Source organism: Azorhizobium sp. AG788 (assembly GCF_004364705.1).
Taxonomy (GTDB): domain Bacteria; phylum Pseudomonadota; class Alphaproteobacteria; order Rhizobiales; family Xanthobacteraceae; genus Azorhizobium; species Azorhizobium caulinodans.
Genome location: NZ_SOBM01000006.1, coordinates 16716 through 32815, shown reverse-complemented (window position 1 = coordinate 32815; position 16100 = coordinate 16716). Strand labels below are relative to the sequence as shown.

At 59.5% G+C, this 16100-nt stretch carries 9 protein-coding genes, 8 pseudogenes and 2 other annotated features; of the genes and pseudogenes, 10 read left to right on the top strand and 7 right to left on the bottom strand.

The genetic code is table 11. The features are described from left to right. Nucleotides 1-23: 23 nt before the first annotated feature. Both DFO45_RS25275 and DFO45_RS16175 read right to left on the bottom strand, forming a co-directional pair. A pseudogene (locus DFO45_RS25275) lies at nucleotides 24-782 on the bottom strand (IS3 family transposase); the annotation flags it as partial. Next, nucleotides 383-499, bottom strand: a sequence feature (AL1L pseudoknot). (Overlaps the previous pseudogene by 117 nt.) A 336-nt stretch (nucleotides 783-1118) precedes the next feature. Next, nucleotides 1119-2130, bottom strand: a pseudogene (locus DFO45_RS16175) (IS110 family transposase). 175 nt (nucleotides 2131-2305) lie between these two features. On the opposite strand from DFO45_RS16175, the gene DFO45_RS16170 reads away from it, so the two are divergent. Next, the gene (locus DFO45_RS16170; RefSeq protein WP_133865696.1) at nucleotides 2306-3496 is read left to right on the top strand and encodes a hypothetical protein; all 1191 of its coding nucleotides are present in this window, start codon (nucleotides 2306-2308) and stop codon (nucleotides 3494-3496) included. Then, nucleotides 3493-4989: a pentapeptide repeat-containing protein gene (locus DFO45_RS16165; protein WP_133865695.1), complete on the top strand. Its 1497-nt coding sequence runs from the start codon at nucleotides 3493-3495 to the stop codon at nucleotides 4987-4989. The genes DFO45_RS16170 and DFO45_RS16165 overlap by 4 nt, the downstream gene beginning before the upstream one ends. Here the strand turns inward: DFO45_RS16165 and DFO45_RS16160 are convergent. Beyond that, nucleotides 4986-5177: pseudogene (locus DFO45_RS16160) on the bottom strand (IS481 family transposase); the annotation flags it as partial. The gene DFO45_RS16165 and the pseudogene DFO45_RS16160 sit on opposite strands and share 4 nt — an antisense overlap. A gap of 48 nt (nucleotides 5178-5225) precedes the next feature. Here DFO45_RS16160 and DFO45_RS16155 point away from each other — a divergent pair. From DFO45_RS16155 to DFO45_RS16140, 4 pseudogenes are all read left to right on the top strand, one after another. Next, nucleotides 5226-6160, top strand: a pseudogene (locus DFO45_RS16155) (IS3 family transposase); the annotation flags it as partial. After that, nucleotides 5510-5626, top strand: a sequence feature (AL1L pseudoknot). It overlaps the preceding pseudogene by 117 nt. 46 nt (nucleotides 6161-6206) lie before the next feature. Continuing rightward, nucleotides 6207-7586 (top strand): annotated as a pseudogene (locus DFO45_RS16150) (IS30 family transposase). A 34-nt stretch (nucleotides 7587-7620) separates the two neighbouring features. Then, nucleotides 7621-7923 (top strand): annotated as a pseudogene (locus DFO45_RS16145) (integrase core domain-containing protein); the annotation flags it as partial. Nucleotides 7924-7963: 40 nt separating this feature from the next. After that, nucleotides 7964-8320: pseudogene (locus DFO45_RS16140) on the top strand (transposase); the annotation flags it as partial. 243 nt (nucleotides 8321-8563) lie between these two features. Here DFO45_RS16140 and DFO45_RS16135 read toward each other — a convergent pair. The 4 genes and pseudogenes from DFO45_RS16135 to DFO45_RS16120 all read right to left on the bottom strand — a co-directional run. Then, nucleotides 8564-8752: pseudogene (locus tag DFO45_RS16135) on the bottom strand (transposase); the annotation flags it as partial. 21 nt (nucleotides 8753-8773) lie between these two features. Then, nucleotides 8774-9106 carry a hypothetical protein gene (locus DFO45_RS16130; protein WP_133865694.1) on the bottom strand — a complete coding sequence of 111 codons (333 nt, stop codon included), beginning with the start codon at nucleotides 9104-9106 and terminating at the stop codon, nucleotides 8774-8776. A gap of 4 nt (nucleotides 9107-9110) precedes the next feature. Then, nucleotides 9111-10145 carry a hypothetical protein gene (locus DFO45_RS16125; protein ID WP_133865693.1) on the bottom strand — a complete coding sequence of 345 codons (1035 nt, stop codon included), beginning with the start codon at nucleotides 10143-10145 and terminating at the stop codon, nucleotides 9111-9113. 664 nt (nucleotides 10146-10809) lie between these two features. After that, entirely contained in the window at nucleotides 10810-11190 is a 381-nt protein-coding gene (locus tag DFO45_RS16120) for a helix-turn-helix transcriptional regulator (protein ID WP_208299815.1), read from the bottom strand. 175 nt (nucleotides 11191-11365) lie between these two features. Here DFO45_RS16120 and DFO45_RS16115 point away from each other — a divergent pair, with 175 nt between their 5' ends. The 4 genes from DFO45_RS16115 (at nucleotide 11366) to DFO45_RS16100 (ending at nucleotide 16066) form a co-directional block, all read left to right on the top strand. Further along, nucleotides 11366-11980 carry a hypothetical protein gene (locus tag DFO45_RS16115; protein WP_133865692.1) on the top strand — a complete coding sequence of 205 codons (615 nt, stop codon included), beginning with the start codon at nucleotides 11366-11368 and terminating at the stop codon, nucleotides 11978-11980. Between the two features lie 3 nt (nucleotides 11981-11983). Further along, the gene (locus DFO45_RS16110; protein ID WP_133865691.1) at nucleotides 11984-14047 is read left to right on the top strand and encodes an AAA family ATPase; all 2064 of its coding nucleotides are present in this window, start codon (nucleotides 11984-11986) and stop codon (nucleotides 14045-14047) included. Between the two features lie 10 nt (nucleotides 14048-14057). Next, nucleotides 14058-14828: a metallophosphoesterase gene (locus DFO45_RS16105; RefSeq protein ID WP_133865690.1), complete on the top strand. Its 771-nt coding sequence runs from the start codon at nucleotides 14058-14060 to the stop codon at nucleotides 14826-14828. 491 nt (nucleotides 14829-15319) lie between these two features. After that, entirely contained in the window at nucleotides 15320-16066 is a 747-nt protein-coding gene (locus DFO45_RS16100; protein ID WP_133865689.1) for a hypothetical protein, read from the top strand. Nucleotides 16067-16100: the final 34 nt, after the last annotated feature.

Sequence of the window (16100 nt, the reverse complement as noted above, 5' to 3'; positions counted from 1 at the left end):
CCGGCCTACGATGCACCGGGCATCCAGGTGGCGACGTGGGTGAAGTCCGACAGCCACAGCCGGTCAGGCGCCCGTGCGTGGAACTGGCGCTTCACATGGTCCAGCGGAAAGGGAGGGGCCATGTCGCTGATCGTGGTGCGCACCGGCTTGCCCCGGATCACCCCTTGCAGTCCAAGCTCACCCATCAGTTGCGCCACCGTACAGCGGGCGACTTCGGGGCCTTCCCGGCGCACTTGCCGTCAGACCGTGCGCACACGCCATGGACGGCGAAGTTCTCGGCGAAGACGCGGGCTATCTCGGGCTTCAATACCTGGTCACGCCGTGCCGTGGCCGATTGCCGCGCCGGATCGCGCCGCTGGGCCAGCCGCTCAGGGTAGGTGGACGGGGCGATCGGCAAGACCTTGCAGATTGGCTCGATCCCGTACGCCCCTCGATGATCGTCGATGAAGGCGACCATTTCTTTAACGGGCGGTAGAGCTCCGCCTGGGCGAAATAGGCGCTGGCCTTGCGCAGGATCTCGTTGGCCTGGCGCAGCCCGCGGTTCTCCCCCTCCAGCGCCTTCATTTTTCGACCACGTCGCTGGGCACGCCCGCCCACTTGCACGCGTCGACCTCGGTCTTCTTGACTCACTCGTTCAGCGTCTGGGCCGTGCAGTCGATTTTCTCAGCGATCGACACCATCGGCGCGCAACGAGACGGATGATCGCCCTCGTGGTCCAGCACCCTCCGCATCGCGCGCTCGCACACCTCAAGCGAAAACTTGTGCGTCGTCTTGTTGCTCATAATGGCCCCTATCTCTCAGGAGTCGGGGCCTCCGGCAACCCCGGGGCGTGTGTGGATGCCCCCGGGTTTTGCAAGGGGTTTCTGACAGACTTCGGCGGCTTGGCGCTTCTATCGGTCGTGTGTCAGGCCTCTGGTCGTGACCTGCGCCACGGGGCCGGTATGCAGTTTGAAGGACTGGGTCCACATCGGTTCAGAGAGCTTTGCGCTCGAGCCCCGGGACTGGTTTTCCCCGTCCTGAACATTGAAGTCCTTGCCGCATAGGTTGTCAGTCGATCTCCTTGCCGGAGTCTGAAGACCCCGAGGCGATAGCTGTCCCCTTCTGAGGAAGGCAATCGCTCACGCCATCCTGCAATTTTCCTCCCTTGTCATGATCGACCAGATGATGCTAGCCATCTTGTTCGCCAAGGCGACGGCGGCGACCATGCGAGGTTTGCGCCCGACGAGGTCCCCAAGCCAGCTCCCTGGGAGGATGCCCTTACGGACAATCCATCGGATTCGGCTCATGGCGCCGACGATTAGAAGCCGGCGGATGTCGGTCTGCCCCATCTTGATGACACCGCCGAGCCGCGTCTTGCCGCCCGTCGATCGCTGTTTCGGCACGAGCCCCAGCCAAGCCGCAAAGGTCCTGCCGCTCGAGAAGGCGCGCAGATCGGGGGCGAAGGCGAGGACAGCGCCAGCTGTCACGGGACCGACACCGGGGACCGTGCAGAGACGGCGCATCTCGGCATTTTCCTGGGTTGCATCCCTGAGCCGGCAATGCAGTTCTTCGATTTTGAGCGTGAGAACGTCGATCTGATCGAGGTAGAGCCGGACGATCTCTCGGACGGCGTCCGGCACCTCCGGCCCTGCTTGGTCAAGCAGTTCGATGATCTGCTTCAGGTGAGCAGGTCCCTGGGCGACGATCAGCCCGAACTCCGCCAGATGGCCACGCAGGGCATTGATCAGCTGGGTACGCTGGCGCACAAAGCACTGGTGGGTCCGGAAGGCTACTGCACGAGCCTGATGCTCGGCACCCTTGACCGCGACGCAATGCATGTTCGGACGCAGCGCAGCTTCGGCGATCGCGGCCGCGTCAGCGGCATCATTCTTCTGCCGCTTCACAAAGGGATTCACGTAGATCGGCGGAATCAGCCGCACGTCGTGTCCAAGGCCTTGAGCAAACCGGCCCCAATAGTGGCTCGTTGCACAGGCTTCCATCGCCACGATCAGGGCGGCTCCGCGCTCAACAGCTGGATCAGCTTCGTGCGGGACGCCGTTCGTTGAACAGAACCGCTCCGCCCAGATCCGTGCCGCAAACCTGGAAACTCCTCTTGGCTAGGTCGATCGCAAGGACATGAACATCTGGCATGTGCTCCTCCGCTGAAAGCGCCACCACGGCGCTGTCCGGACACAATACGTGCGCGCTGGAGGGGGCATCAACCCTATCAGTTCAGCGTAAGGCGTTCTTCGCCGGACGTGTACATTGAAATCGCCGGGCTCCACCTCTATCGTGATGCGATATGGCGTGCCCAGGAGCGTTCACAATGACTGTTGAATACGCGCTTCGCAGGGCGCCTGACGAGAGGCTGCAAAGCCTAGTGGAGCATTTACTGCAAGCTGCATGGAGCTCCAGTTTGCCGCGCATGAAGGCAATCTCACGTCGCAAACCGAGGTTGGTTATCTACAAGCTAACGCGCGAATTAACACTAAGTAATAGCGACTACAGCAAGTGGAAAGGCGGGACAAACTATAAAAAGGCGGCCGCGTTCACCGATAGGCTAATGCTGCTTTTTTCTGGTGACGACAGGTTCGCACAGCACGGGAAGGATTTCGATTACTCCGAAGCAAAGGCTCTTGGGGCTGATCTCTTCAAATTTTGGCGCCAAAACTACGACCAGGAACGCCTGTCAACGATCACTGGACTGCGGCAGTATCTGGACCTTATAACTGACGACGAAAAGCAAAGCGCGCGCCGCGAGTTGGAAGAAAGACTGAATGTCAACGTGTCGGACGGTCTGGCGGCGAATGCCATACCAATTACGACAACGACGGGTCGGGCACGACGCCCTCAGGTGCGCTTTGTTCCCACCAAACAGGATGAGCGCCTTGTCGCATTGTCGGTAGAGGTGGCTAGCAACAACCAGTTTGTCAGCGAGCCTCGGGCAATTTCGCCTATCATGCTGGCGGCAGTTGAGCTGAACGCAGTTTCCATCGAGGAGGCTGGCGCAATGTACTTCACCGCCGTGACCGTTCGGGTTGACAGCGGCATTTTTGCACATGCTGTCGAAACTGATGTTGAGGTGCTCTTTATCGACCACACCCAGGAATTCCGGAAGAGGGATGTTTACGGTAAGATAGACTGGAGCGATGACGAAATCATCGTGGGCGAGAGAGCTGGACTTCGAAACAACCCAAGCTGGAAGATCAATCGCGTGCCACAAAGGATGCGCAAATCAGGGACATATATTTCAAATATTAACCTTGGGGCGATGTTAGTTAGGTACCTCAGTGATGCTCCGCCACCAATCCTGTCGCTTAGTTTTGAGGCGATTGTTGATCTCCAAGATGCAGTCGTGGATTTGGGACCAGAGAGCGATATTGCTCCAGATGCCGCCGCCAAAAGGCGGGCGTTCGACCTGGTGCTTCTAAACAAGAAGCTGAGCGGGAACGGACAGCAGGCGCTTGTTTCCACGTCTATAATTGCGATTGAACCTTTTGATGGGGAAGACGCGTGAGCAATCACCGGGTCTTGCGTGAGAACCTGGACAAAGATTTCGTCGAGTTGACTCGGCTGTTGCAACTGGATCCGCAAAAGGACTTTGCCGGATGCTCCCTGCGTCATCTCGACCTACGCACCGCTGATCTTGCCGGGTTCAACTTCAAGCGAGCCGATCTACGCGGATGTGTGTGGGATGGCGCGTCCATCGCTGGGACGCTTTTCGACGATCAGTCCCAGATAGACCGGGGCGGGATCATCAAAGCGCGCGACTGGATGGATAATCCCTATCTGTTCAATAGGTTCACTAGTCCCCATTCGACCAACGAGATTGCGCTTCTTGCCCTCTGCGCACGCGTACTCAGCATACGCTGGATCAAGCAGGATTACCTGAAGGTCACTGCCCAAGAGCCAATCGACAAATTGATGGTTGTCATCGAAAAGGAAGGCGCGACGCTCGATCAGGCCGGTCAGCCGGACTTCAATCAACTGACCAAGTTGCGCATGCATCTGGTGGACTGGGGAGCCGCGCACGCTTTCGAGGATTTCGAGGCCATGGCGCTGTGCGTAAGAAAGCTGCTCTACTCGTGGGCTGTCATGATGAGGAATCGCAGCCCATTATTGCGCCTGATATGCATAATCGAACGAATCGAACTGCACAGAATGCGTGCGGATTTGTTTGTTCCTGATTCAGGCGAGGAGATACAGAGAATTTCCGAGCGGCTGGAGTGTGTCTTGGCAGGTGACGAGGCTGACGACATCGAAATCATGTCATCCGTCCTCGCTTACTTCCGCCCGAAGTCCCTCGCCCAATCGTTGCGGCCGGGAGTGCTTTTTGTCGGGTCCGTTGTCAATGACTATGGCGATAGGATCGATGTCAAGGGCCTCGGCCGAACATTCACGCTCGCCGACAACCTCCTCTCCGCCAACTGGTTGTACAATCGTCCGGCGGTCAAAGAATTCGGTTTTTTCGCTACGAGACGAAACAACCAGATCACGCAGCGAGGTGCACAATTCGTGGGTGCGGTCGCCGATATGCTGTTTCCCTTTGCCCTCGACACGACCAGCCCTACCGAGGTGTTCATGGGAGCAAGTAACAGTTGGGCGGTCCTTATAACAAGTCCGGCCAAGAAGAGCGGCTTTTTAGCCAATGGCGGCGCAATCGCCCGTCAAGTACAGCGCGCCTGTGGAATCAGACGCATCACGATCACTACTCGATCCGATAATCAAGAGAGTGAAATAAAGAATTTCGTCAATGACGGATATGCGGATATAAAAGAAATAGAAATAAACGGGTCGATCGTATGGGGGCGACTCTCACACGGAAGAGATCGTCTTTTGGAATTATTGAATATAGGGGATTCAGTTTATCAGGATGGGAAAGTAAAAACGTTCATCGCAATGTGGACAAAGGTCTTTCCTGAATTCGATATCATAGTTTCAATAGGCGGGGGCTCGACGTTCGGAAGTAAGGGTTTTCGCGAATTTATCGAACAGGGACGCGAACGTTAGGTGTACGGTCCCAGGATGTGGTGTGACGGGTTGAGTCTGAAGCGTTCGGGCTCTTCAGTCCAGACATGAAGGACGTGCTCGTAGGGCGTCAGGCCCCTGAGAGTCTTGAGCCGACGTGCGTAATTGTAGGCATCCAGGAAGAGCTGTAGATGGGTGCGGAGCTGCTCGTGGCTCTCGTAGTGGTACTGAACCGCCCCGGCTTTGCCGCAGGCCCCAACTCCTGAGAGGATGGGGCCATGACGAGCAAGACGACGAACAAGTTCTCGCCTGAGGTGCGCGCTCGCGCAGTACGGATGGTGCTGGACCACGAGGCTGAACACCCTTCGCGCTGGCAGGCGATCGTGTCGATTGCGGCGAAGATCGGCTGCTCGGCGCACTCACTGAATGAGTGGCTGAAGAAGGCCGAGGTCGATGCCGGCAAGCGTGCAGGCGTGACGACGGATGTGTCGGCGAAGCTGAAGGCTCTTGAGCGCGAGAACCGCGAGCTACGGCAGGCGAACGAGATCCTGCGCAAGGCATCGGCTTATTTCGCCATGGCGGAGCTCGACCGCCGGTCGAAGACATGATTGCGTTGATCGATGATCATCGCGGTGCGCATGGGGTCGAGCCGATCTGCAAGGTGCTGCCGATCGCCCCGTCGACCTATCATGCACATGTCGCCCGGCGGCTTGATCCGTCGAAGTGCTCGGCACGGGCGCTACGGGACGAGGTTCTGCGCCCCGAGATCGAGCGCGTGTTCACCGAGAACTTCGAGGTCTATGGAGCACGCAAGGTCTGGCGACAGATGATGCGCGAGGGATTCGTCGTGGCGCGCTGCACCGTCGAACGGCTGATGCAGGGCATGGGCCTGGCCGGTGTGATCCGCGGCAAGCCGGTCCGCACGACCCTCTCGGACAAGTCGGCACCGTGCCCGCTCGACCGTGTGAACCGTGTGTTCCATGCGCCGGCGCCGAACCAGCTTTGGCTGTCCGATTTCACCTATGTCAGCACTTGGGCGGGCTTCGTCTACGTCGCCTTTGTGATCGACGCCTATGCCCGCCGCATCGTCGGCTGGCGGGTGAGCAAGACCGCGCATGCCAGCTTCGTGCTGGATGCACTGGAGCAGGCCCTTCACGAGCGACGGCCCACTCATCGCGGCGGCCTGGTGCACCATAGCGACCGCGGCTCGCAAGGCGGATTCAAACGGTCGTCGCAACACCCGAACGAAGGAGGTTGCGGTGGGTATCACACGACGCAGATCGGACCGCTCGGGACGTCCGCCTTTGCCTTCTCCCGGGCGGCCTCCGTCGGCCACGCGAACAGAGCTACAGCGGTTCTGGTCCGGCATTGCGAAGGGAATGACCAGCGAGAATGCTGCGCTGGAGGCTGGCGTGTCGCAGCCTGTCGGAACCCGATGGTTTCGGAAGGCGGGCGGTATGCCACCAACGATGTTCAGACCCACAGCCACGCCTCTTTCCGGTCGCTATCTCTCTTTGTCCGAGCGTGAGGAGATCGAGCTTCTGCGTGTGCAAGGTCATTCCATGCAGGAGATCGGGCGCCGCATTGGCCGCTCAGCCTCGACGATCTCCCGCGAGCTCCGGCGCAACGCTGCCACCCGTGGCGGTGGACTGGAGTATCGCGCGACCACGGCGCAGTGGCATGCCGCGCGGTCGGGCCGGCGACCGAAAGCAGCCAAGCTTGCACAGAATGCTGCTCTGCGCGCCTATGTCGAGGACAGGCTGGCTGGCGTCGTTACGGCTTCGAGCGGCGCTTTCGTTCCCGGCCCCTTCGCCCCGTGGAAGGGACGCCGGCATGGAAAGCGGAAGGACCGACGATGGGCAAGAGCATGGAGCCCGGAGCAGATCGCACGACGCCTTCCCATCGACTTTCCGAACGACGATACGATGCGCATCAGCCATGAAGCCATCTACCAGGCTCTCTTCATCCAGGGGCCAGGAGTCTTTCGCCGCGAATTGACGACCTGCCTGAGAACAGGCCGGGCGCTTCGTACGCCGCGGGCACGTGTGAGCCGGCGCGGCAAGAGCTTCGTCGCGCCCGAGATCATGATCAGCCAGCGTCCAGCCGAGGCGGACGACCGGGCGATCCCCGGACACTGGGAGGGAGACCTCATCCTGGGCCTCGGCAGCTCCGCGATCTGGACGCTTGTCGAGCGCGCGACGCGATAGACTATGTTGCTGCATCTGCATCTGCCTCGGCTGGAGGGCCACGGCGAGGCGCGGCGCATCAAGAATGGGCCCGCGCTCGCCGGTCACGGCGCCGAGGCGGTGCGCGACGCGATCACCCGAACCATCGCGACTCTACCGCAGGATCTGCGTCGGTCGCTGACCTGGGATCAGGGTGCCGAGATGGCTCAGCATCCTCGGCTGAAGATCGACACTGGCATCCAAGTCTATTTCTGCGATCCTCAGAGCCCGTGGCAGCGCGGCACGAACGAAAACACCAATGGCCTGCTGCGCCAGTACTTTCCGAAAGGCACGGACCTGAGTGCGCACAGCGCGGAATCCATTGCCGCAGTCGCAATGGCTCTCAATGCCAGACACCGGAAAGCACTCGGCTGGAGAACACCGGCCGAAGCTCTTGATCAATTCCTGCAGTAGGTCGAAATCAGTGTTGCGACGACCGTTTGAATCCGCCCAATATGGGAGCATTCGCTACACCGAACGGCTGGCTGAGGCCGGCATCGAGCCCTCGGTCGGCAGTATCGGTGACAGCTATGACAACGCCCTCGCAGAGACGATCAACGGCCTCTACAAGGCCGAGGTCATCCATCGGCGGGGGCCTTGGCGATCTTTCGAGGCCGTCGAGTTCGCCACACTAACCTGGGTTGATTGGTTCAACCATCGCCGGCTGCTGGAGCCTATCGGCAACATCCCGCCGGCCGAAGCCGAGGAACGCTACTACGCCATACTCGGTGAGACAGCCATGGCGGCATGACTTAAACCAAATGGCCTCCGCTGAAGCCGGGGCGGTTCAGACGGCCCTGCTGGCGGCGGCCGGCCGGGGTCTGCAGTTCCGCAAGGCGCGCGACATGGCAGCCTGGCTCGGGCTCGTGCCACGGGAGTACTCGACCGGCGGCAAGACGACCCTGCTCGGCATCAGCAAGCGAGGGAGCTCGTATCTGAGACGCCTCCTCATCCACGGCGCCCGATCCTGCCTGCTCCATCTCGACCGGTCCCGCGATCGGCTCGGGAGCTGGATCGACGGCCTTCAGAGCCGGATGCACAACAACAAAGCCACCGTGGCGCTCGCCGCCAAGATGGCTCGCGTCGCCTGGGTGGTGATCACCAAGCCCGGCGCGACCTACGAGCGGCGTGGGCTGGCGGCAGCCTGACCCACGCGTTCGACCAGCTGCGAGGCACGGGAGAGTGATGACGAGAAAGTTGATCGGCGCACCGTAAGCTCTGGGCAAAAAAGCGGGCTTCCAGCCCGAGCCAGTTATTCGAGAACGGGGCGCGCGGATCTCATCATGGCCTGGCTGCAACAACAGCCCACTCGCGAGAGGCCGGATACATTTATGCAGACTGGATCGTCAGACCGAACCCGAACCTTGCAACGACGGGGCGGAGCATACATTTTTTGACAGCACGTCCTGCAACATCGCCTTGTCGAGCGACAGGTCGGCCACGATCCGCTTCAGCTTGGCGTTCTCATCCTCGAGCTGGCGCAAGCGCCGCATCTCCGAAGGCATCAGCCCCGCATACTTCTTGCGCCAGTTGTAGGCCGCATTTCGATGGAATTGCTCACTTCCAGCGGAGTAGGCTATTTCATAGCGGTGACGAGCGCGTCAGACAGAAATTATTACTAGAGACGCAGCCAAGCTGGCCGCGGAGGTCGCAAGTTGGATGCATTCTGCAATTGATCTTTGATTATTAATTGCGTCTTTGAGCAAATTTGTCGCGTCAATCAGTCTTTGCCTAGCGAAATCAATTTGTCTATTTGATCTAGTTAATTCCTTGGCGAGGGCCTCATCGTATGCATGTTTCGCTACATTGCGGGCTAGCACAAGCTGTCTCCGCTGATCATCGCTCGCATTTTGCATTAGATTATCAAAATTATCATCAATAGCACAAAATGCTTGTTCAATCCGCTCAAGAGACGTCACAACGTTATCTTGCATGGCTCTAATTCCCAGGCTTAACATCTTTCAAAAGAAGATTAATTCGATCAAGCAAGGCGGCAATCTGAACGCTGTTCAAGGGTGCGTCCGCCTCGAATTTCTCATGCGCATCAATCATTGCGCTGATGATCTTAATATATGTATCATATTCTTCTGCAACCTTCGACTTCGTGGCATCTCGTTCGGACTCGAGTACCGCGGTCACGCTATTGCACAAATTCTCATCCTGAGCGGTGAAACGAACGACCGTCGCCGGCGGCGCGGCAAGATCTGACTTACCTGCGACAGAGGCCAAATACGAATTGGCGTCGAGGTAGCCTCGTTTCCAAAGGGCGATACGCAAATTGTATGTACGCGCTATCGTGACTCTCATAGCTGACGTAACCGATGAGCGTCCGGCTTCGACTGTCTCTTTATAAGAGATAAGGGCCACCCTGATCTGGGCGGACGCCGTCTTGAGATCGGACACCTGAACATACTGAGAAAAAGCGCCCGCCGCACTACCTGAAATGCTTCCTACGCTGCTTGGCAGTGGCATAATACCTAGAGCAGTACGAAGAGTATTTGTGGCAGCTGCGAGATTCACAACACTTTGACTTACGGCGGCTTCCGCACCGTAGGAACCAAGCGCATTTAGGGCTGAATACGCCTTTCCAAGGGCTTCGGCCACTTCAATTCTCGCTCTGAGGGCCGACTGTATCTTCATGACGTCTGACGATTTCGGCGACGAGTTCCATGTAATATTTGTGCCCTTTGAAGCGATATAACAAGTGTTAACGTTGCTTTCACCGCTTTCTTTGCTTGCCCCTTCTGCTGGATTTACTGATCCGCTGGATTGCAATTTATTCATGAAGACATCATTTTTCTGAAAAGTAGAGAATGACTCATCCAATTTCGTGGCAGCAGAGAGCAATTCAGCACTGGCTTTTGAACCCGTGGTGGCGAGTTCAACACTCTCGGTCAATTTATGGCCGGAGCACCCGACGAGAAGAATAAAGACGGAAAAAGTTGCGAATAATTTGAAGCGGGCAAGCGCCATGGCGGCCTCGACTGTATCGTATTTGTATTATCGAAACATATTCAAATATAACTTGATCGGTAGATTATCACGAGAAGGGGGTGAGATACAAGGGAAAAATCGGTTCAATGGTAGTGATTGCCGAAGAGGCATGTTGCACATTGGCTTCCACCCGGACTGACCTCAATGACGTACCTTTCGCTTCGCCCCTCCCAGTATGGATCGACGCTAATGTGATGGAAGAGCGCTCATGGCCCGGCGCCCACCGGGGGGGGGCTGTTTATATACGGAGCTGAGGGTGATGCGGAACGGGCCTCCGACGGCACCGAGCGCACCCGCGCCTTCCCCGGAATAGCCGCGATGGCCGGGCAGTGGACCGGCTCGGCAACCCAGACGGATCTCTTACCGCATAAGCATTCTGGGGGCGTAGCGCGGTGACCTGAGACCCTGATCCTCCTCCAGATTTAGGTAGAGTCCGTCGATCATTGAAGCGCTCGGAAAAGGAGTGGAAGATGGGCCCCCGTGCATGGGGCATGGCCAAGGCCCAATTCGCCGTCGTCTTCGGCTAGCGCTTCACCAGGGCCATGGCGGCCTGAGCTTCACCCCCCCCGCCTCGCATAAGAGCTTCTTGACAGTCCCCCCAGACCTTCGCCCGAGGATCGGACGCTACCTGTCAACGCCCGCGTCATTTCGCCGTCGTAGGCGGCACGCCACTCTCATGCGCCTGATCTAGGGGCCCGTTACCCGATGTCGTATTACCTCTCGGAATGATGGCGCCGACGGAGCTTTGGACTTCGATGAAGCGCACGCCAGCGTTCTCGAGGGAGTCCATCACCGCGTTGCGAACGCGCAGCTGGGGCCGCCTCGCATCATTCTCCATGTCGGCGACTGTCTGCCGCTTTACCCCCGCGCGCTTTGAAAGCTCCTGCTGATCCCAGCCAAGAAGGCCTCGGGCAGCGGCTATCAAACGACCGTTAACCATACCGCGATCTATGATTCGTACATCATGTCCCATAATGCTATGGGAAATACGTGAACCCAAAGGCACCTGATCGTCAGTCGACATTGCCTTCATTCTCGCGGTGACAACTGAGAGCCCGCACGGCGGCCAAACCCGTCGAAGCGCGAATCCATCTGTACCCCTAAGCCTAACACGCGAATCCATCCGCTCGGAGCCCGCATCGCTTCGAGTCCGTTCCCATGCGTCCGGAGTCCTTCTCCGGCGATCGCGGAGTCATGCCATGTTCATATCGCCCGCCATACACCCAAGAACTCATTTTTCGCCCTCCGGCCAGCATCGCGAGGATTGGCTCGCAGATGCGCTCGAGGTGCATCTTGCAGTCTCTCCGCATGTGATTGGCTTTCGGTCCGACGAGCGGAGCGACGAGAAACTCAGAGCAGCTAGCGCTCCGGAGGGCGCCGTCGTTCGGGTCGCGAAGTTGCCCGATCGGATTTTGACCGTCGTCGCGGTCCCTGATGGCGATATGCCCAGCACGCAGTTGCGGCGGACGCTGGTGAAACAATGGGGCAGCAGGAACCTGCTCGTTGTCGACGAGGGGTGGCTCATGAGGCAGCCGCGTCGGGATGTGATGCAGTCCCTCACGGCATGCAAAGCGCACCGCGTGTCACGCACGGACTGGATTTTGGTGGAACAGCATCTGCTGACAAACGGTGGCAGCTCCGACCTCGGTGTATGCGCGGCACACGTATTACGCGACAGGGATCCCGTCATCGCGGTGCTCGCCCTCATTGCCGAGGGACGGCTGCGGATCGACTTTTCGAGGCCCCTCTCATCCTCCAGCATCATCTACCTCCCCACGCGCCGTGTTCGCGGTCGCCGCGTATTGGGAGCTTGAGCCATGGCGACCGGGAAATACGAAAAGGCGTTCCGCAGGAAGGCCAATCAATTTGCGCCAGAAATGCGCAAACCGTTTCAGACCCACCTCGATCTTCACCAGCGGCAGCGGGGCGCTGCTCAGCTCATATTCGGGCTCTGGTGCGCAAGGTTGCTCGATCTTAACCCTGCATTCGCAGAGGCGGTCGGGTTGGGTGCAAGCGTCGCAACCGTCCGGGCCCAGTCGGAAGACGGCGCCGCTGTGGTGTCCGAAGTTATCGCTCCGGTGATTGGCGGCACGTTCTTCGATGACCTCGGTCGCTCGACATCGTCCCGCGGTGCCTCTCGAGGCTCCAGCAAGGGTGTGCGTACGCTTGAGGTTAATCGCCGGAGAAATATTATAGTCATAATGGAGGAATCCGGGTCGTTCAAGAAACACGGGAGCAAGATACTCACGGAAGCGATAGGTAAGGGCGAATCTGTGTTGTTAATCTGGTCCGGAGAGGAGGCGTTTCTTGGGGACGAGGCGATGTCGGTCCGCACCGATGCTCTCGAGCTTCCGTTAATTCAACCTGGCGACCTGGAGTGGCTTGGACGTATCAGCACCGGCGGCGTTGTGTGTGTCCCGAAGAACCTGGATCCGAACGTTCTGACGCCGTTGCAGATCGCTGCTGCCTTTGCGTTGGGGATAAGCGCCGACGAATGCACACGACGCCTGGCTGTGATGGCGTCCCATAACGCTCCCAATGATGACGCTCCGCCCCAGACCACGCTCGCCGATCTTCCCGCTTTTGGCCCCGCCACCGAATGGGGTCTCAACCTCGCGCTGGACCTGAAGGATTATAGGGAAGGGCGTATCGGTTGGCACGGGGTCGATCGTGGGGCTTTGATCGAGGGGCCGCCCGGGGTTGGAAAGACGACCTACGCCAAAGCCCTCGCCGCGACCTGTGGTGTCCGGCTGATCGTGACGTCGGTTTCTGCCTGGTATGCTGCGGAGCACCTCGGCGAAACGCTCAAGATTATCCGGTCGATCTTCGCCGATGCGGCCAAAGGGGACATTGGCATTATCTTCATTGACGAGATCGACGGGATCGGCGACCGGGCCAATCTCCATCACAAGCATCGGGATTACGTGACGCAGGTCATCAACTGTCTGCTCGAATGCATGGACGGGGCCGCAAAGCGCGAAGGCGTCGTCGTTGTGGGGGCATGCAATTTCCCGGACCGTGTCGACCCCGCGTTGAAGCGGCCGGGACGGCTTGATAGGCAGATCAGGATACCGATGCCGAGCATCCCGACGCTGGAAGCCATATTCCGGTACTACCTGCAGGCAGATGAACTCGTTGGCGTTGATCTCGAACCCTTGGCGACCATTGCGCACGGGTTCACGGGCGCCGATGTGGAGCAGTGTGTTCGAACGGCGCGGCGGCGGGCGCGGCGTGCCGGCCGGGGTTTGATCCTTGAAGATCTTGTTGCAGAGATCCGTGGGCCCGTCAGCGACCTGTCGGCGGCCAACTGGTGGCGCATTGCCATCCACGAAAGCGGCCATGCTTTCGTCGCCATTGCACTGGGCCTGTCAACTTCGGTCAACGTGCAGATCGGCCGTTCGAACTTCACCCATTTCGAAACGTCGCACGATGGCATGACCACCCGTGAAACATGCCTGCGCATGGTTCGCTACATCTTGGCCGGCCGGGCTGCGGAGCAGGAGATCGTCGGTGATGTGTCCGCCGGAGGCGGCGGTCCAGAAAACAGCGATCTCGGACAGGCCACGAGGCTGATAGCCGCCCTGGAAGGGAGCCTCGGCCTGGGCGCGGGCGGACATCTCACCTGGTGGGCAGAGGCGGACGCAACGCAAAGGCTTCTGCTGCACCCTCGCATCTCCGTTGCTGTCGAGAAAACCCTTGCCGAGCTCCATGCAGACACGGTGCGGATCATCCGCCAGCACCGCGAAACGGTGATCAAGGTTGCCAACGAGCTGTTGAAGCGTCAGCGCCTCAGCGGCTCCGAACTCACGGATCTGATTGGGCCGATCCATCTGTCGACTGCAGCTGACACGCAGGCGGCTTCCGAAGCGAACGCGACGTGAGGAGGGGACGATGCGCATCTGGATCATGAGCGATCTCCACCTGAACGACCGTCCACTGGAGATTTCGACGCCGTCGCCAATACCCGATGTTCTGGTGGTCGCGGGAGACGTGATGGCCCCCTTTGCCGGGGGACTGAGGTGGCTTCGCCAGCAGTGTTCTATTCCCATCGTTTGCGTGGCCGGCAATTCCGACTTCCACGGCGTCGATATGACGATCGAGCGCCGGATCGCGGCGCAGATTGCCCGGGAACTTGGGATCACGTTCCTCGACGAGGACTGCGCGATTATCGGAAGTGTCCGGTTTGTTGGTGTCACACTCTGGACCGACTACTCCCTGGATGGAAATCCGGCTCTTGCGATGAGCCACGCTGAAGGCGCGTGCTCGGATCACCGGAACATTCGCATCGGTGACGAGCGTCTGGGTCCCCGGCAAGCACTTGCCTGCCATCGCCGGTCTCGGAGCTGGCTTGAGGGTGTCCTCGCGGAGCCGTTTCAGGGGCCGACAGTGGTCGTAACCCACCATGCGCCGTCCGGCCGCTCAATAGGGAGGCAATATGCCGGACATCCGCTGAACCCCAGCTTTGCGTCAAACCTCGAGGGGCTGATGCTGCGCCACCACCCGGACCTGTGGGTGCACGGGCACGTGCATTCGTGCTGCGATTACCGCGTGGGTCGGACGCGGGTGGTCTCAAACGCGAGGGGGACGCCATCCGAGGAAACGGGCTTTCAGCCAGGATTGGTCTTGGAAGTCTCCGAGTGTCGTGTCCCGTCGACGCCTTGATCGTCGAGCGGCGAGGGGCCGACGAGGTCGCCGGCTCCCCACCTTTCGACCACAACGATGCCAGGTCTCGGGATAGCCTTGAGCTTCGCACTGGCTTGCCTCATCGGGCTCAGATCCTGGCTGCAGCGCCCCAGGCCTGCTCGAAGCCCCCCAACAGCTCGAAGATCATGCATGACCGCGGCGTCAGCAGGTTGGCACGCGAGAGGCAGCCCCCAGGTTCCCATCGGAAAAAAATCGCAGATGAGCCATTGCTCCTCAGCTGGATCCGGGTTTTCATTTTTTTAGGAGCCCACGAGGCGCCGCGCCAGAAGACGGGCCCATGCCAGAGACTAAAGTTTCCCTATCCACTCGCCACCAGGTGCTCACCGCGCCGATTGGTGCGAGTGATTAGCGACTAACGATCAATAACGCCCGACGGTGTTATAAAAAATCTCGCCTTTCTTGAGGGTAACCGAACGTAGCGCAGTGCTGCGAGCGTGGAGACTTGCCACATGAACGACCAAACAGGTGAATACGTAGATGAAATCGCCATCCACTCGAATGAGGAACCCCAGCCTCTGCATTCCGGCCGTTCCCGCCGCCACGACAAGATCTGGCAGGAACCTGCGATGTCAAAGGCCACGAGACGGCCGGCACTCCGCAGCCGCAGTTCTGTGCGGGGCTACGTCGTGCATCCCCGGACGGGCCGGGAGATTGTCTACGAGAGCACGCTTGAGCGGGATCTTGCGTACATGCTCATCGCGGATCCGCACGTTAGGGCCATCCAGGAGCAGCCGGCGCCGGTATTTTACATCGACGATGCGGGCGTGCGGCGTTCGCACACCTTCGACTTTCGCGTTGAATTGACCGACGACAGCCATCGCTCCCTGGCGGTCAAGCCTGCCGCGCGGACCACTGACTTAGAGAGAACGCTGGAGCTCATTCGCGACCAGTCGCCGCGGTATGGTGATCGCGTCGAGCTGCTCACGGGCGATCACATCACGCGGCGGAGAGCTCATGATGCGAGACTCATTACCTGGGCGCTTCGGCAGCGGAACGAGGACGAGGTGTTGGCGTTAGCAGCGCTCGCCGCTGACATGCGGGGGGCGGCCACCATCGCGACCTTCATCTCGAGCCGACCGAACGAGCCTGCCGCTTTCATTGCGGCGCTCTGCCTGATCGCGGACGGAAAGCTCCGCCGCGCCGACACCAATCACCTGACGCGCAGTAGCCTGATCGAGCGTCCCGCCCGTCGATGATAGTTCGAATTTACTGGAAGGAATGGATAAAATG

Coding starts and splice junctions, on each gene's coding strand:
- DFO45_RS16170 (WP_133865696.1), top strand. CDS start 2,306: ATGACTGTTGAATACGCGCTTCGCAGGGCGCCTGACGAGAGGCTGCAA.
- DFO45_RS16130 (WP_133865694.1), bottom strand. CDS start 9,106: ATGCAAGATAACGTTGTGACGTCTCTTGAGCGGATTGAACAAGCATTT.
- DFO45_RS16125 (WP_133865693.1), bottom strand. CDS start 10,145: ATGGCGCTTGCCCGCTTCAAATTATTCGCAACTTTTTCCGTCTTTATT.
- DFO45_RS16120 (WP_208299815.1), bottom strand. CDS start 11,190: ATGTCGACTGACGATCAGGTGCCTTTGGGTTCACGTATTTCCCATAGC.
- DFO45_RS16115 (WP_133865692.1), top strand. CDS start 11,366: ATGTTCATATCGCCCGCCATACACCCAAGAACTCATTTTTCGCCCTCC.
- DFO45_RS16110 (WP_133865691.1), top strand. CDS start 11,984: ATGGCGACCGGGAAATACGAAAAGGCGTTCCGCAGGAAGGCCAATCAA.
- DFO45_RS16105 (WP_133865690.1), top strand. CDS start 14,058: ATGCGCATCTGGATCATGAGCGATCTCCACCTGAACGACCGTCCACTG.
- DFO45_RS16100 (WP_133865689.1), top strand. CDS start 15,320: ATGAACGACCAAACAGGTGAATACGTAGATGAAATCGCCATCCACTCG.